Source organism: uncultured Kordia sp. (assembly GCF_947489565.1).
Classification (GTDB): Bacteria; Bacteroidota; Bacteroidia; order Flavobacteriales; family Flavobacteriaceae; genus Kordia.
The window spans coordinates 210,614-225,575 of sequence record NZ_CANLEA010000006.1; the positions used below are offsets into that span (position 1 = coordinate 210,614).

The 14,962-nt window shown below is 34.6% G+C and carries 18 protein-coding genes and 1 tRNA gene; 8 read left to right on the forward strand and 11 right to left on the reverse strand.

From position 1 onward, the window contains the following. Positions 1 to 288 precede the first annotated feature (288 nt). From Q0845_RS10100 to gpmI, 5 genes are read right to left on the reverse strand one after another with little or no spacing between them, the layout of a single operon-like run. Positions 289 to 1,053: a class I SAM-dependent methyltransferase gene (locus tag Q0845_RS10100; RefSeq protein WP_298512431.1), complete on the reverse strand. Its 765-nt coding sequence runs from the start codon at positions 1,051 to 1,053 to the stop codon at positions 289 to 291. Positions 1,054 to 1,065: 12 nt separating this feature from the next. Beyond that, on the reverse strand, positions 1,066 to 1,872 hold the full coding sequence (map, locus tag Q0845_RS10105) for a type I methionyl aminopeptidase (protein ID WP_298512433.1): 807 nt from the start codon (positions 1,870 to 1,872) through the stop codon (positions 1,066 to 1,068). Next, positions 1,869 to 2,279, reverse strand: coding sequence for a BT0820 family HAD-type phosphatase (locus Q0845_RS10110; protein ID WP_298512435.1), 411 nt, complete (start codon positions 2,277 to 2,279; stop codon positions 1,869 to 1,871). Before Q0845_RS10110 ends, map begins: the two co-directional genes overlap by 4 nt. A 44-nt stretch (positions 2,280 to 2,323) precedes the next feature. Beyond that, positions 2,324 to 2,893: a thioredoxin family protein gene (locus Q0845_RS10115; RefSeq protein WP_298512437.1), complete on the reverse strand. Its 570-nt coding sequence runs from the start codon at positions 2,891 to 2,893 to the stop codon at positions 2,324 to 2,326. Beyond that, positions 2,893 to 4,410 (reverse strand): 2,3-bisphosphoglycerate-independent phosphoglycerate mutase, encoded by a 1,518-nt coding sequence (gene gpmI, locus Q0845_RS10120; protein WP_298512439.1) that lies wholly within the window; start codon positions 4,408 to 4,410, stop codon positions 2,893 to 2,895. Before gpmI ends, Q0845_RS10115 begins: the two co-directional genes overlap by 1 nt. A 345-nt stretch (positions 4,411 to 4,755) precedes the next feature. Between gpmI and Q0845_RS10125 the strand changes: the two genes are divergently transcribed. Further along, positions 4,756 to 5,151, forward strand: a complete 396-nt coding sequence (locus tag Q0845_RS10125) for an ankyrin repeat domain-containing protein (protein ID WP_298512441.1) — start codon at positions 4,756 to 4,758, stop codon at positions 5,149 to 5,151. 77 nt (positions 5,152 to 5,228) lie between these two features. Here Q0845_RS10125 and Q0845_RS10130 read toward each other — a convergent pair whose 3' ends face one another. The 5 genes from Q0845_RS10130 to Q0845_RS10150 form a co-directional block, all read right to left on the reverse strand. Then, entirely contained in the window at positions 5,229 to 5,396 is a 168-nt protein-coding gene (locus Q0845_RS10130) for a hypothetical protein (protein ID WP_298512444.1), read from the reverse strand. Between the two features lie 286 nt (positions 5,397 to 5,682). Further along, the gene (locus Q0845_RS10135; protein ID WP_298512446.1) at positions 5,683 to 6,441 is read right to left on the reverse strand and encodes a M48 family metalloprotease; all 759 of its coding nucleotides are present in this window, start codon (positions 6,439 to 6,441) and stop codon (positions 5,683 to 5,685) included. Between the two features lie 20 nt (positions 6,442 to 6,461). Continuing rightward, on the reverse strand, positions 6,462 to 7,172 hold the full coding sequence (locus tag Q0845_RS10140; protein WP_298512448.1) for a M15 family metallopeptidase: 711 nt from the start codon (positions 7,170 to 7,172) through the stop codon (positions 6,462 to 6,464). Between the two features lie 10 nt (positions 7,173 to 7,182). Next, positions 7,183 to 8,151 (reverse strand): hypothetical protein, encoded by a 969-nt coding sequence (locus Q0845_RS10145; RefSeq protein WP_298512450.1) that lies wholly within the window; start codon positions 8,149 to 8,151, stop codon positions 7,183 to 7,185. 86 nt (positions 8,152 to 8,237) lie between these two features. Then, the gene (locus Q0845_RS10150) at positions 8,238 to 8,687 is read right to left on the reverse strand and encodes a GNAT family N-acetyltransferase (RefSeq protein WP_298512452.1); all 450 of its coding nucleotides are present in this window, start codon (positions 8,685 to 8,687) and stop codon (positions 8,238 to 8,240) included. A 73-nt stretch (positions 8,688 to 8,760) separates the two neighbouring features. On the opposite strand from Q0845_RS10150, the gene Q0845_RS10155 reads away from it, so the two are divergent. Further along, positions 8,761 to 9,204: a GNAT family N-acetyltransferase gene (locus Q0845_RS10155; protein ID WP_367180656.1), complete on the forward strand. Its 444-nt coding sequence runs from the start codon at positions 8,761 to 8,763 to the stop codon at positions 9,202 to 9,204. Between the two features lie 51 nt (positions 9,205 to 9,255). Continuing rightward, a tRNA-Gly gene (locus tag Q0845_RS10160) sits at positions 9,256 to 9,328 on the forward strand. A gap of 125 nt (positions 9,329 to 9,453) precedes the next feature. On the opposite strand, the gene pepE is transcribed toward Q0845_RS10160, so the two are convergent. Further along, the gene (pepE, locus tag Q0845_RS10165; protein ID WP_298512454.1) at positions 9,454 to 10,155 is read right to left on the reverse strand and encodes a dipeptidase PepE; all 702 of its coding nucleotides are present in this window, start codon (positions 10,153 to 10,155) and stop codon (positions 9,454 to 9,456) included. A 155-nt stretch (positions 10,156 to 10,310) separates the two neighbouring features. Between pepE and Q0845_RS10170 the strand changes: the two genes are divergently transcribed. The 5 genes from Q0845_RS10170 (at position 10,311) to Q0845_RS10190 (ending at position 14,932) form a co-directional block, all read left to right on the forward strand. Then, on the forward strand, positions 10,311 to 11,075 hold the full coding sequence (locus Q0845_RS10170) for a carboxypeptidase-like regulatory domain-containing protein (RefSeq protein ID WP_298512456.1): 765 nt from the start codon (positions 10,311 to 10,313) through the stop codon (positions 11,073 to 11,075). A gap of 81 nt (positions 11,076 to 11,156) precedes the next feature. Then, on the forward strand, positions 11,157 to 11,657 hold the full coding sequence (locus tag Q0845_RS10175; protein WP_298512458.1) for a DUF6702 family protein: 501 nt from the start codon (positions 11,157 to 11,159) through the stop codon (positions 11,655 to 11,657). Between the two features lie 62 nt (positions 11,658 to 11,719). Next, positions 11,720 to 13,996, forward strand: a complete 2,277-nt coding sequence (locus Q0845_RS10180; RefSeq protein ID WP_298512460.1) for a M1 family metallopeptidase — start codon at positions 11,720 to 11,722, stop codon at positions 13,994 to 13,996. Between the two features lie 100 nt (positions 13,997 to 14,096). Continuing rightward, the gene (locus Q0845_RS10185; RefSeq protein ID WP_290678006.1) at positions 14,097 to 14,369 is read left to right on the forward strand and encodes a twin-arginine translocase TatA/TatE family subunit; all 273 of its coding nucleotides are present in this window, start codon (positions 14,097 to 14,099) and stop codon (positions 14,367 to 14,369) included. Next, the gene (locus Q0845_RS10190) at positions 14,369 to 14,932 is read left to right on the forward strand and encodes a phosphatase PAP2 family protein (protein ID WP_298512464.1); all 564 of its coding nucleotides are present in this window, start codon (positions 14,369 to 14,371) and stop codon (positions 14,930 to 14,932) included. The genes Q0845_RS10185 and Q0845_RS10190 overlap by 1 nt, the downstream gene beginning before the upstream one ends. The last annotated feature ends 30 nt before the right edge of the window (positions 14,933 to 14,962 follow it).

Sequence of the window (14,962 nt, forward strand, 5' to 3'; positions counted from 1 at the left end):
AAATTTAGAAAAACAAATCAACAGTTTAGGCATTAGTTTTTGGGTATTAGGGATTAGTATGGTTCAAAGACAATTTTGTGACTTTAAATACGATATCAGCAAACAAACAAACCACGAATTGACAAGAAATGAAGTTTATAAGTTCATTAGTTTATGCTATGAAACTAAATGTAGAAAAACAAATCAACAGATTAACAAATAATCAAATCAACAAATAAGAAGCTCGCATGTTTGTAAGTGTACAAGTTTAGTCTTTGAAAAAAGAATAGCGTATCATATTATCAACAATCATTTAAAACAAACAGGAATAATTTCACCTTTCATCAAGCAATACTTTTCAATTTCTTTTGGAGAGAATGTTGCAGTATAATCTTCTTCTTTTACAGTAAATCCGATGCTTCGGAGTTTGTCAAAATAATCGCGACCGTACACACGTACATGATCGTACTGACCAAAGATTTTAGTACGTTCTTTCGGATCAGTGATAGAATCATCTTCAAAAGTAACTTCGCGGTTTAAATCTTGTGGAATTTGTAAAATGGCCATTCCATTCGGTTTTAATACACGATACAATTCTTGCATGGCTTTTGTGTCATCAGGAATGTGTTCCAATACATGATTGCACAAAATAGTATCAAACGAATCATCTTCAAAAGGCAAATCGCAAATATCAGCTTTCACATCAGCCAAAGGTGAAAACAAGTCAGTTGTCGTATACTCTAGATTCTTCTGATTGCGAAAACGCTTGTAAAAAGCTTGTTCTGGTGCAAAGTGTAATACCTTTTGAGGTTTGGTGAAGAAATCTGTTTCACGCTGTAAATACAACCATAACAATCGATGGCGTTCTAATGAAAGTGTACTTGGCGATAGCGCATTATCACGATTTTTAGCATAACCATACGATAAAAAAGAACGGAAACTCTTTCCATCAATCGGATCAGTGAATCTGCTGCCTTTCATCGCAAAAGCAATCAATGGACGTACCCAATAACTCATCTTAATTAAAAGCGGTCTTGGAATGGTATTTAGGATATATTTAAAGAGTTTTTTCAAGTACAGATGACTTTATGCTTGTCTAAATTCGTCTTCTTCATCACTTTTAATGCCCAAAGCTTCATACACATATTTGAAAGTTGATAATAATTCTGGTTTTCCGTTTACCAAAGCAACATCATGTTCAAAATGGGCACTAGGTTTTCCATCTTTAGTCAACACAGTCCAGCCATCACGTAAAAACTTAATTTCTTTTACGCCCATATTAATCATGGGTTCAATGGCAACCACCATACCTTCTATGAATTTTTTTCCACGTCCGCGGCGTCCATAATTAGGCATATTTGGATCTTCGTGCATCTTTTTTCCTAAACCATGACCTACCAAATCACGTACGACACCATATCCATGCGCTTCACAATATTTTTGAATGGCAAAACCTACATCGCCAACACGATTTCCTGCTTTGAATTCGCGAATTCCAACATACAAGGATTCTTTGGTTACTTGCAATAACTTTTCTGTCTCAGGATCAATTTCTCCAATAGCAAAAGTATACGCATGATCTCCGTAAAATTCATTTTTAATAGCGCCACAATCTACCGAAATAATATCGCCTTCTTCCAAAGGTGTGCTATTTGGAATTCCGTGTACAACTTGTGCATTCGGACTCATACAAAGCGTATTTGGGAAATTATACAATCCTAAAAAACCAGGAATAGCATCATGATCACGGATGAATTCTTCTGCCAATTTATCTAAATATAAAGTTGTTACACCAGGTTTAATTTCACTGGCGATCATTCCTAAAGTTTTGGAAACAATCAATGCACTTTCACGCATCAACTCAATTTCTTCTCGTGTTTTTGGTATAATCATTTTTTGAGAAAGGAAAACAATCCTTTTTTCTTTTTTAATGTTAAGTCTGGCGCTCCGTTGGTAAGCAGTTGATATATTTCTCCCCAACCAATAAAACCGCCAATATTTCTATCGTCAATAAAATAGTCAGCGTTGATCTTTCGGCTTACTTTTCCTTCAAAAACTTCTTCTGGATAACTATTGTTTACAGCGTAAAAATCAATGCCATTTTCTTTGCAAAATGCTACAGCTTCCTCCAATTTCTTTCCGCTTCTGTACGTCCATAAAATCAAGCGATGTCCATCTTGTTCCAATCTTTTCATCGTTTCAAACGCAAAGATTTTTGGAGCACCAATTTTAGGATATGCATCCTCTACGATAGTTCCATCAAAATCTACTGCAATGAGTAAGCTTTCTTTCATAATCATTCCACTTCCTATTTTGTGCTTGCAAAGCTACAAAGAATTACGCTTTATTCCGCATACGTATGTTTATAGTCTTCGCCCGATAAAATGCTGAGCATGTCTTTTTCTAAAGAAGTTACAGGAGACTCTACAATTCGGTTGATTTCTTTTCCGTCTTTATAGAAGATAAAAGTTGGAACGTTTGTAATGTCAAAACCATCTTCCAAATGTTCTGGTGTCATTTTGTCTTCATCAACCGTAATTAATTCTACTTTCTTTTCGTTGATTTTCAATACATCTAAAATTCGGTAGAAATGTGGTACTTCTCGTTGACTGTCTTCACACCAAGTTCCCATAAATACTTTAATATTTACATCCGCTAGTAAAGGCAGTACTTTTTCTCCAGTTTCCTTGTCTACAGGATATGTTGAGTAATTTGGAGAAAACCAAACATCATAAGGAGCAGCCGCAACGGTAGTTCGAGTTTGCACACCTGTTAAAATGGGCAGTTCTTTTTCCTCTTCATCGATGATTTCTTTACTAATAGTAACTTCTTTTTTTTCGGTAGGAGTTGTCTTTTTTTCGTCTTTACAAGCAAAAAATGCAAGCACAAGAACGATATAGCATATTTTTTTCATTAGATAAGTGATTTTTGAGTCATTAATTCAGGTTGTGGAATTCCGATCATTTCCAAAATAGTAGGCGCAATATCACCTAAAACTCCATCTTTAATTTGTGTGATGTCTTCATCTACTAAAATGATAGGTACAGGATTTGTAGTATGTGCTGTGTTTGGACTTCCATCAGGATTGATCATGGTATCGCAATTTCCATGATCGGCAATGACAATCGTACTATAATCGTGTTTTTGAGCGACTTCAATAATAGCTTTGGCACATTCGTCCACAACTTCGCAAGCTTTTACGGCTGCTGCAAAATCTCCCGTATGACCTACCATATCTGGATTGGCAAAGTTTAAGCAAACAAAATCTGTAGTAGCTTTTTCGAGTTCTGGAATTATTTTATCGCGAATATCATACGCGCTCATTTCTGGTTGTAAATCGTAAGTAGCTACTTTTGGAGAAGGACATAATAAGCGTTCTTCACCTTCAAAAGGTATTTCTTGTCCGCCATTAAAAAAGAAGGTTACATGCGGATATTTTTCAGTTTCCGCGATGCGAATTTGCTTCTTTCCATGTTTGGACAACACTTCTCCAAGTGTGTCTTTTATATTTTCTTTATTGAATACGACCTGTACATTTTTGTAAGAAGCGTCATAATTTGTCAAGGTTACATAATAGAGTGGAAGCGGTTTCATGCCAAACTCAAAGAATTCTTTTTGAGATAATACTTCGGTTAATTCTCGACCACGATCGGTTCTAAAATTAAAAAAGATCACAACATCATCGGCTTGAATTTTTGCAACTGGATTGTTTGCAGCATCCATCATCACAATCGGTTTGATAAATTCGTCAGTAACATCAGCATCATAACTCTCTTGAATGCTTTGTGTCGCATTGGTACTGTGTGTTCCTTTTCCATGAACCAGCGCGTCATATGCCAACTGTACGCGTTCCCAACGTTTATCTCTATCCATTGCATAATAGCGACCTGTAATAGTGGCTAGTTTTGCATTTGCCTTACGGCAGAAGGTTTCTGTGCGGGCAATAAAGTCTTTTCCCGATTTCGGATCTACATCTCTACCATCAGTAAACGCATGAACAAATACATTATTTAGCGAATAACTATTGGTTAGATTGACCAAACCTTCTAAATGATTGATATGTGAATGTACGCCTCCGTCAGAAACTAATCCTAATAGATGAACGTTTTTGTTGTGGTCTTTGGCGTGTTGCAATGCATCTTTTAGCACAACTTCATCTTTTAAAGTATCATTTTGTATAGCTAAGTTAATTTTGGCTAAATCTTGATATACAATACGTCCTGCGCCCAAATTCATATGACCAACTTCGCTATTTCCCATTTGACCTTCTGGCAAACCGACGTTCATTCCGTCCGTAAGTAAATTGGCATTCGGGTATTTAGTATATAAACTATTAATAAAGGGAACATTTGCGTTTGCAATTGCAGAAACTTCAGGGTTTGGTGATTTTCCCCATCCATCTAAAATCATTAAAATGACTTTCTTATTCATGCGAGATAATTTTTAAAAAAAATAAAAATAAGTGTATTTGATTACATAACACAACACAAATTCAAAAAACGCAGCTTTTTGGTAAAGGTTTATCAAATTCGCAGAAAAAGACTGTTTTTTCTGTAAAAGCGTCAAAAAATATTTATTAAGGAATTCTTAAGAATATCTGTACAAAATCTTAATGTCTTTACAGTTTTTAAGAGGGCTTTAACATATTTGATAGCGAATGGTTAAGGAAGTGTTATAATTGAAAAAATGTTGCAACAAATTCTTCTACCTGTCGTCTCTTTAGCATAATCAAATTATAAAAATCGACAATCATCAATTAAAAAAACAACAAACATTATGAGAAAAACAATCTTTATGATCGCTCTTATAGTAGGAGCTTCATTCACTACGGCTAACGCAACTGAAGGAAACAACGAATCAGTAAACTTAACAAACAAAGTTACAGTAACAAAAATCGCAAAAGTAAATTCTTTTTGTATTGCAATTGCAAAAGGTGACTTTGATACCGTTAAAAAAATGATTCAGTTTGGAGAAAATGTAAACAAAACATCTAACGGAAAAACACCATTAATGTATGCAGCTCGTTACAACAGAGTTGAAATCATCAATTTATTATTAGAAAATGGTGCAAAAGTAGATGCAAAAGATAACGATGGACGTACTGCTGTAGATTATGCAAAGATTTCGAAAGCATTACAAGCTAAAAAAGTTTTAGAGAACGCTTCAAAATAATCACTAGATTAAGTTCTTACACTGGAAAGCCGTTTCTGTACAGAAACGGCTTTTAATTTTTTATAGCTATCTAGATGTTAACCTGGCCATTTTTGACACTGATTGGCTCCATAACATCTAGTAATATTAATAGTTTCCACAGGACATTGTCTTGAAAACATAGGTCTTCCTCCTGTAACTACAAATTGATTGAGAATACTAACTTGCTTTTTGTTTAAACGTAATTGATTTCTCTTTTTTTTCATGATTGTTTCATTATAAGGTTAATAGCCAGAAATATAAAGAGAAAAAGAAAAGTGTTGTTACTGTTTTACCATCATTTTTGGTAGTGTCTTTTTTTGAAATTATAAATGTCAAATGCTAAATTTCAAATGTAAACCCACAAATCAACAAAGACAAATCTAGAAAGAGAGATTGACAAATCAACAAAAAGACAAATCAACAAAGAAACAGCGCATAGCACAATCTAATAGCGAAGCGGTCTAAAATCTAACAGCAAAGCGGTCTAACAGCGAAGCGATCTAATATCAACTATCGATACGAAGCAATCACTTCTTTAATTTTCTGAATTCGGTTTTCAGGATCAGGATGTGTACTTTGAAACTCTGGAACTCTATTAGGACCAGCGGCAGCTTTTAATATTTGCATTACTTCAATCATAGCTTCTGGATTATACCCAGCATACATCATCAATTCTACGCCAAGTTTATCGCTTTCAAGCTCGTCATTACGTCCATTTTTCATAAGTTTTTGCTGTCCAATACTGCCTACCATATTTCCCATATCGGCACCAACGGAAGCACCAGTAGTAATCGTTTGCCAAAAATCAGATTCAGCAATGCGTTCTGCGGAATGTCTGCCCAATACATGACCAATTTCATGTCCAAGTACACCTGCCAATTGTGAATCGTTCAATTTGCTATACAAAGCATTCGTAATAAAAATTTGTCCGCCAGGCAATGCAAAAGCGTTGATAGATCTATTATCGGCAAGTAAATGAAATTCAAAACGATATCCAGATTCTTTGGCCATGCTCATATCTACAAGCTTTTTTCCAATCATATCTACACGAGCTTGTGCGCCAGGATCAGGATACAATCCACCATACTGATGCGCCATGGCATCTCTATTTTGAAAACCTAAAGCAATTTCTTCATCGGTAGACATGCTAATGGTTTGTGTGCGGCCTGTGTACTGATTTGTTTGGCTATTGGCGCATTTCTTCAAAAAAGCAAAAGCAACAATGGCAAGTCCAATAAGCAGTCTAATTTTTACATTATTTCCTCTCATGATGTATTAAATATGATTTTTCATAAAAGTTCTGGATTGATATCGAGAATATTTTCTTTAATATATGAATTGATAAATGCTTCGTTAAAATGCTCGCTTCCCATCAATTTTTCTGCTTGAAGCATCTCTTTTATTTGCAACTTTCTATATTCTTTCAACATTGGTTTGGAAAGTGGCGCGTATGTATAATGCCAAGGTTCGTATTTAAAACCTTTACGATTTGCATGATCTGTATACACAATATAAAAACCATAGGTATTGGCATTTTGTTCTAACCATTCACGAAGTTTACAAAATGGACCATCGCCATGAAACTTTTTCGGAACTAATACATCGCCACTATAGCTGGCATTTTTATCAATAATATCAATATCGGTAGCCCAATGATGTCTGGAAGTTCCGGGAATAGTAGAATACGTAATGATTTTTTTAATTGCTTTTATAGGTGACAAACCTTGTTTGGTAAAACGTTTATACTTGCGTTCCCAAATTCTATTTTGATGTGCATAAGTGCGATAACTAGAGACTACATGCATGGAAATACCATCTTTTGCAGCTGCAGCGCGCATTTTTACAAAAGCATCATACGCTTCTTTTCGCAATGAAAATCCTTTTCCATACACAGTTGGATTTCCTTTACCAATGAGTTCTAGTGTATCTGTGTTCTTCTTGTTGAATGCCATGCTTGGAAAACTGTGCAATGCAACAGCGCCCAATCCGAGTAGCTTCATGAAGTTTTTTCTATTCAAGCTGAAGTGATTTTAATAATTTATCAAACGAAAGATAGTAAATTTTTGAAGTTCCATTACTGCCACTATTGATAACTTCTTTTAATTTTTTCATCGTCATATTTTTGTACGTTGGCTGAATGGCGCTTTTTTCACTTGTGTAGAAAAAATACTGCTTGTCAAAACTAACAAACGGACAATAATCAATCTGATTAGAATTTACAGCGTTTCCTAAATGAACAGCTTCTTTCCAAACTCCATTTTCGCGAAAGCTAATATATAAATCGCCACGACCTAAACTACCTTTTCGTCCATACGAACCAAAAATAATAAAGGATTCATCTGGACTTACATATGCGTTGTATTCATAGGTTTTGGTATTTACGCCAGCGCCTAAACTTACGGGTGTTTGATAGCTTCCGTTTTTAAATTCACTCTTATAAATATCTTCTTTCCCTTTGGCATCATCGCGTTCTGCGGTAAAATAAATAGTTCCATTATTTGCTATAGAAGGATAGTATTCATTTTTAACAGTATTGATGGTTTCAGGCAAGCGAGTAGGGCTTTTCCATGTGCCATTTTCTTTGGTAACACCCCATAAATCATAATCTTTCTTTGGATTTGTTTCATCTCCAATTGGTCGCTTAGAGGCAAAAAACAACTGTGTTCCATCTGGAGAAAAAGCAGGTTCAATATCATGATACGTTCCCGAAAAAGAAGCAATCGTAAAAGCGGACCATTTTCCATTTACTTTTTTAGAAGTCAAAATCGTTCTAAAAGCACTTTTAGGCGCGTCTAGTGTAAAGAAAATTTCGTCATATGTAGGTGAAATCGCCATGTCACGCACATTGATATTTTTAAATTCTGGCAATTGTAAAAAAACTGTAGGCGTAGAGACGTCTTTTTCAAAAGTAAATTTCGGCTGATTTTGCGCAACTAAATGCACACTCGTTAGCACGAATAAAAAAATAATTTTTTTCATAGGGAATACCGTTTCGATTGATGATTGAATGCAAAAAATACTCTTTTTATATATCGAGCCACGTTAAAAAGTCGTTAATCTTTTCGTTACAACGTTTTAACCATTACAAAATGCAAGCCAATTTTAGGAATGGTAAAGGGTTCACCATGTTTTTGATAGTGTAACTTTTCATAAAAACGAACTGCAATTTCACGCGCATTCATCCAAATAAGAGTTCCGCCACGAGCAAGAATCATTTCTTCTGCTTTTTTGACCAAAGCATCGCCAATACCACGTTTTTGAAAGTTTGATAATACAGCCATACCGCGCAATTGAAAAGCGGTTTCTATGTTTAGCGTTGCATGTGTATTCTTCATTAAAGTTACAACACCAACCAATTGCTCATTGATATAATATCCTAAGTGAAATGTGGTAGGTAAATCGTCACCTTGAAAATGACAAGATTCCAGCGGTTTCCCTGTTCGCAACACTGGATGGCGTACGTCAAAAGCAGTTTTTGCGGTAATTTCTTTAATGATAAAATGTGGAGTTTCCATAATCACAAAATTTAACTAATTCATCAAAAGTATAACTAATTTGGGAGTTGCTTTTGGATGAAATAAATTATTTTTGAAGAAAAATTACAACATGCAAATTACGTTTAAATTACTCACTAACGAAGAAGCGCATATCATTATACCATATCTTGATATTATGAATAGTCAAAAAGTTCCGATGGACTTGCTAAAAGCACGTTTTGAAGAAATGTTGTCTCAAAACTATGAAGCATTCGGAATTTATGATAAAGATGAATTGGTTGGTTGTTTTGGATTGTGGCATATGACGCGTCACTACTGTGGGAAAAGTTTAGAACCCGATCATGTGTATATTGAAGATGCGTATCGAAGCAAAGGAATTGGAGCACAATTATTTTCATGGATTGAAGATTATGGGAAAGAAAAAGGTGTTACAGCGGTTGAATTGAATACATATGTGGAAAATTTTCCATCACATAAGTTCTATTATAATCAGGGATTTATAGCTAGGGGCTATCATTTTTTAAAAAAAATCTAAAAAAACATTTGGAAATAGAATTCATATTTCTCTATATTTGCATCCGCTAATGCGAGAGTAGCTCAGTTGGTAGAGCGTCAGCCTTCCAAGCTGAATGTCGCCGGTTCGAACCCGGTCTCTCGCTCAACGAAAAGCCGATTCAGTCCGAATCGGCTTTTTTTATGACAAAAATTCTATCTAAGTATTATAAAAAATCAAAAAGAAAAACGGCTGTTTAGAAAATAATTCCAAACAGCCGTTTTTATATGATTAAAATTGAACTTCGGAGCCTATTGGAAGTTCGTAAGGTGTTTTGTCTTGTTCAAAAATGCGAGCGCTGTGTGGACCTTCTAAGGTAATTTGATCGCTTTGGACACGCAGCCAACTTCCTTCGCGAATTCCTACCACGGGAAGTGTGTTGAATTTGTGAAACTCTTTGATACGTGTTTCGCGTGTTTCTCCCATATGTGTGCTGCCTTCTATAGGATCTAAATAATGCGGATTGATATTGAAAGGAATCACACCTAAGGTTTTAAAACTTGGTGGATAGATAATAGGCATATCGTTCGTAGTTTGCATTGTAAGTCCGCAAATATTACTTCCTGCACTGGTGCCTAAATAGGGTGTTCCTTCAAAAATAGCTTCTCTCAAAGGTTGCATTACTTCATGCACGTACAATTGAGAAACTAATAAAAACGTATTTCCGCCACCAGTAAAAATTCCTTTAGCATCGGCAATAGCTTGTATTGGGTTTTCAAACTCATGAATACCACGTACTTTTTTTCCAATTGCCTCAAAAGCTTTTGCAGCAGCAGCAGTATATTCGTCATGTGTAATTCCTCCTGGACGCGCATAGGGAATAAATAAAATTTCTTCCGTATCTTTATAAAACGAAGTAAGGTTGTCAAGAAGATAAGCTAAATAACCGCTTCCATGTACTGTAGAAGTGCTAGCGACAATAATGTTTTTCATACGTTGTAAAGCTAAAATTTATACTAAAATGTAAAAGTAATCATTAAAAGGTTTTAACAAAAGTTTAATGTCTGTTGACATTTTTTTAAGGACAAAAAGCAAGTACTTTATGCACTAAACAAAACAACGCTATTTTAACCAATAATACCATTCCTATGAAACTAAAATTACTCATATTTTCTCTCCTTATTTCTACTGTAATGCTTGCGCAAGACACGGAACGCAAAATCTTACGTGGCGCTGTTATTTACAGAAATGTACAAGTTGTTGGAGTTAATATTGTGAATAATACTTCTAGTAAAGGAACCACCACAAATCAAAAAGGAGAGTTTGAAATTGCTGTAAAAAAAGATGATATTTTGGTGTTTTCTTCAGTTCAGTATACCATCAGAGAAATTGTAATTACAGATAAAATTATCAACAATAATCGCTTGGTCGTTGAGGTGAAAGAAAAAATAGAAGCACTTGATGAAGTTGTAATTAGTCCAGAAAATAAAGAGAAGTTTTTAGACTTTCAAGAAAAACAAATCGTAAAATATAAAGATTATCAATTTGCTGATGACCGCTATTCAGAAGTAAAAAATACAGCATTGGGACAAACAAATTTTCAAGGAGCAAATATTCTTGGCTTGGTTGGAATGCTAGTAAATGCCATATTTAAAGGAGATAAGAAAAAGAAAGAAAAAGCAAAACCTATATACGAACGTACAAGTTTTAATGAAATTCGCTATCGTTATAAAGATGAATTCTTCACAAAAAACTTAGGAATCCCGCTAGATAAAATTAGTGCCTTTTTATATTATTGTGACGATCAAATGCCATCAGAAGATATTTTCTTGGACAAAAATGAATTTTTGATGATTGATTTTATGGTGAAACAAAGCAAAAACTATCTCGATACTATCAAAACAAAAAACTAAAAAGGAGCTTACCGCACAAAAATCATAATTTGGAATGCTTTTTGGATATCTTTGTGGCAACACCTAAACGTCTTTAGATTCATGAAAATTCGTAATATCTTTTTTTTATTTATAGCAATTCCATTATTCGCATTTACAACGGTACATAAGTTTTATGTAAGTGTAACGAATATTGAACACAGTACAACTGACAAAGCATTGCAGATTACTACTCGAATTTTTATTGATGATTTTCAGCGTGTGCTCAAAGAACGTTATGACTTAAAAGAAGAGTTGGCATCAGAAAAAGATGAACAGCTTGTAGATGGCATGATGCAGAAATATTTGTCCAAAAAGTTGAAAATTTGGGTCAATGGAGAATTAAAGACTTTTAAATTTCTCGGAAAAAAATACGAAGAAGATGTTACCGTATGCTATCTTGAAATCGAAGGAGTTGAACAGGTAAGTTCACTCGAAATTGAAAACGCCCTTCTCTACGAAATCGAAGAACAACAACAGAATTTAGTGCATGTAAAAATTAATAATACGCGTAAAAGCTTGTTGTTAGTGAAGGAAAACGATAAAGGTTTGTTAAATTTTTAACAAAAAATTTTCAAAATGGTTACTTTTAAGGTTTGAAAGTACAAACCTATTTAAAAAACCTAATGAAACGCATACATTTCTACATTCTAGCTTTCGCTTTTATGGGAGCTAATCTTGTCGTAGCACAAGATAACCAGGAAGACAAAAAACCTCAGGGACATATTAACAATAATAAGTTTAGACAGCTGTATCAAGAGTTTGCCACACCAAACATGTACAGAACAGCTTCTGGAGCTCCGGGGAAAGCATATTACCAACAACAAGCTGACTATGAAATGGAGATTGAGTTGGATGATAAAAATCAAAAAATATATGGAGTTGAAACGATTACATATACCAACAATTCTCCAGACGATTTAGAGTACCTTTGGGTTCAATTAGATCAAAATGTTCGTGCTAAAAATTCACCAGCTAGACTAAAAAACGGAGCGAAGATTCCACGTTTAGAAAGAACTTCTAAGTTTGTTGGTAGTTATGTAGCCGATCCTTTTGATGGAGGATTCAACATTGATTATGTGAAAAACTCAAAAGGGAAACCAATGTCGTTTACCATCAATCAAACGATGATGCGTATTGATTTACCTCAAGCATTAGAGTCAGGAGATAAAGTTTCATTCTCAATCAAATGGAGGTACAACGTCAACAATCACGTTAAAAAAAGAGGTCGTTCTGGATATGAGTTTTTTGAAAAAGATGGAAATCGTGCTTATGTAATAGCACAATTCTTCCCACGCATGGCAGTCTATAATGATGTAGAAGGTTGGCAAAACTATCAATTTTGGGGGAATGGTGAATTTGCATTGCCATTCGGAAATTATAAAGTAAGCATTACGGTACCTGCAGATCATATTTTAGATGCTACAGGGAAATTACAGAATAGAAAAAATGTATATTCAAAAGAAATGATGAAGCGTTACGAGCGTGCTTTAAACTCGTATGACGAACCTGTAATTATTGTAACACAAGAAGAAGCAGAAGCTGCTGAAAAAGATTTTTCTAACAAGAAGAAAACTTGGAAATTTTATGCTGAGAATGTAAGAGACTTTGCCTTTGCATCTTCACGTAAGTTTATCTGGGACATGCAAGCTGTAGATATTAATGGTAAAAAAGTAATGGCAGTTTCTATGTATCCAAAAGAAGGAAATCCTCTTTGGGAACAATACTCAACAAAAGCAGTAGTAAGTACATTAAAAACATATTCAAACCATACGTTCGATTATCCATATCACAAAGCAATTTCTGTACATGCCAAAAATCAAGGAATGGAATATCCTATGATTTGCTGGAATTACGGACGACCAAGTGAAGACGGAAGCTATTCAGAACGTACAAAATTCGGAATGATCAGTGTAATTATTCACGAAGTTGGACATAACTTTTTCCCTATGATTGTAAACTCAGATGAGCGTCAATGGGGATGGATGGATGAAGGATTAGATACATTCATGCAATTCTTGGCTGAACAAGATTTTGCAAAAGCACATCCAGAATCGGTTGAATCAACAGGTGGAAAATATCCTTCACGTAGAGGAGAACCTTCTAAAATAGTTCCGTATATGAAAGGTGGACAAGATCGTTTGTCTCCAATCATGTCGAATCCAGAAAATGTATATCAACTAGGACCAAACGCTTACGGAAAACCTGCTACAGGATTAAATATCTTACGTGAAACTATTATGGGACACGAAGCTTTTGATCACGCATTCAAAACCTATGCGCAACGATGGAAATTCAAGCATCCAACTCCAGAAGATTTCTTCAGAACAATGGAAGATGCTTCAGGATATGATTTAGATTGGTTTTGGAGAGGTTGGTTCTATACTACTGATTTTGTAGACATCGGGATTGAAAGTGTAAAGAAATTTCAAGTGAGAACGCGTAAAGCTGGAGGAGGAAGTTTTGTGTATTTTGTAGGAGAAGACGATGATCGCTACAGCAAAGAATACGAAGGGAAATCTGTGGTAAAGAATGATGAAAACTTAAAAGAATATCTAATGGATAACTTTTCTGCTGAACAAAGAGCTACGATGAACGATCCGAAATATTTTTATGAAGTAGCATTCAACAAGCCGGGAGGTTTAGTAATGCCAATCATTGTAGAGTGTACGTATGAAGATGGAACTACAGAAATGATGGAATATCCTGTTCAAATTTGGAGAAAGAATGATAATCTTGCGAAAGTTGTAATTGCATCAGAGAAGAAAATCAAAAATTTGCAATTAGATCCAAAATTAGAAACTGCTGATATTGATACTTCAAATAATATGTGGCCAAACGAAGAAGGTCAATCAGACTTCAATCAGTTTAAAGAAAAGAAGACCATCAAACAGAAAAAATAACTGTTACAACACATAAAACAATAAAAAAACCAGCTTCGTTGCTGGTTTTTTTATATCATACTATTTACTTGATTATATTTGTATAATAATTCAACGAGATATGGCATTATTTATTAGTGGTGGAGAAATATTTGTAATCATGCTGATTGTGGTAATGGTATTTGGTGCAGATAAAATTCCTGAAATTGCCCGTGGTTTAGGAAAAGGAATGCGTCAACTAAAAGATGCAACCAACGAAATAAAGCACGAAATCCAAAAAAGTGCAGAAGATAACGGATTAGATACTGACATTGCTAGCGATGTTCAAAACGAAATAAACAAAGTAAAGGAAGATATCGAAGACATGTCAGGACCTATCAAAAGGCAATTTTAATGCTCGATAGCTTATTGACATACGATAAAGAACTACTCATCTACCTAAACAATTTAGGAAATATGAAATTTGAAGCCTTCTGGCTTTTTATTACGAAATTCATTTATTGGATTCCACTTATACTTTTCATATTCTATAAAGTCTATAAGAAATATACTAAAGAGCAAGCAAAGTACATCATTGGGTGCGGAATTTTGATATTGCTTTTTTCGCTTCTCATTGTAGAAGCCGTAAAAATTGGCGTAGAACGCATGCGTCCATGTAATGATCCTACAGTAGCACCATTTCTTACTATCATTATTCAGCCTGAAAATTATAGTTTCTTTTCAGGACATGCCACGGTTTCTGTAGCATTCACCACTTTTTTAATCTTATCACTAAAACATGTATTCTTCTGGATACGACTCTTATGTATTTGGCCAATTCTCTTTATGTATAGCCGATTATATTTCGGAGTGCATTACCCTTCAGACATCCTTACGGGAATTATTGTTGGAATTTTAATTGGATTTGCATTTCATCGAATTTGCAATGCGCGCATAGTAAAATTACGAATTTATTAATATATTGGTTAAAATTTTAACCAATCAATA

Excerpts from the sequence above, each read along its gene's own strand:
- Q0845_RS10130 (WP_298512444.1), bottom strand. The coding sequence starts at position 5,396 with ATGAAAAAAAAGAGAAATCAATTACGTTTAAACAAAAAGCAAGTTAGT.
- map (WP_298512433.1), bottom strand. The coding sequence starts at position 1,872 with ATGATTATACCAAAAACACGAGAAGAAATTGAGTTGATGCGTGAAAGT.
- Q0845_RS10185 (WP_290678006.1), top strand. The coding sequence starts at position 14,097 with ATGGCATTATTTATTAGTGGTGGAGAAATATTTGTAATCATGCTGATT.
- gpmI (WP_298512439.1), bottom strand. The coding sequence starts at position 4,410 with ATGAATAAGAAAGTCATTTTAATGATTTTAGATGGATGGGGAAAATCA.
- Q0845_RS10140 (WP_298512448.1), bottom strand. The coding sequence starts at position 7,172 with ATGAAGCTACTCGGATTGGGCGCTGTTGCATTGCACAGTTTTCCAAGC.
- Q0845_RS10190 (WP_298512464.1), top strand. The coding sequence starts at position 14,369 with ATGCTCGATAGCTTATTGACATACGATAAAGAACTACTCATCTACCTA.
- Q0845_RS10175 (WP_298512458.1), top strand. The coding sequence starts at position 11,157 with ATGAAAATTCGTAATATCTTTTTTTTATTTATAGCAATTCCATTATTC.
- Q0845_RS10145 (WP_298512450.1), bottom strand. The coding sequence starts at position 8,151 with ATGAAAAAAATTATTTTTTTATTCGTGCTAACGAGTGTGCATTTAGTT.
- Q0845_RS10115 (WP_298512437.1), bottom strand. The coding sequence starts at position 2,893 with ATGAAAAAAATATGCTATATCGTTCTTGTGCTTGCATTTTTTGCTTGT.
- Q0845_RS10150 (WP_298512452.1), bottom strand. The coding sequence starts at position 8,687 with ATGGAAACTCCACATTTTATCATTAAAGAAATTACCGCAAAAACTGCT.
- Q0845_RS10170 (WP_298512456.1), top strand. The coding sequence starts at position 10,311 with ATGAAACTAAAATTACTCATATTTTCTCTCCTTATTTCTACTGTAATG.
- Q0845_RS10125 (WP_298512441.1), top strand. The coding sequence starts at position 4,756 with ATGAGAAAAACAATCTTTATGATCGCTCTTATAGTAGGAGCTTCATTC.
- Q0845_RS10180 (WP_298512460.1), top strand. The coding sequence starts at position 11,720 with ATGAAACGCATACATTTCTACATTCTAGCTTTCGCTTTTATGGGAGCT.
- pepE (WP_298512454.1), bottom strand. The coding sequence starts at position 10,155 with ATGAAAAACATTATTGTCGCTAGCACTTCTACAGTACATGGAAGCGGT.
- Q0845_RS10110 (WP_298512435.1), bottom strand. The coding sequence starts at position 2,279 with ATGATTATGAAAGAAAGCTTACTCATTGCAGTAGATTTTGATGGAACT.
- Q0845_RS10135 (WP_298512446.1), bottom strand. The coding sequence starts at position 6,441 with ATGAGAGGAAATAATGTAAAAATTAGACTGCTTATTGGACTTGCCATT.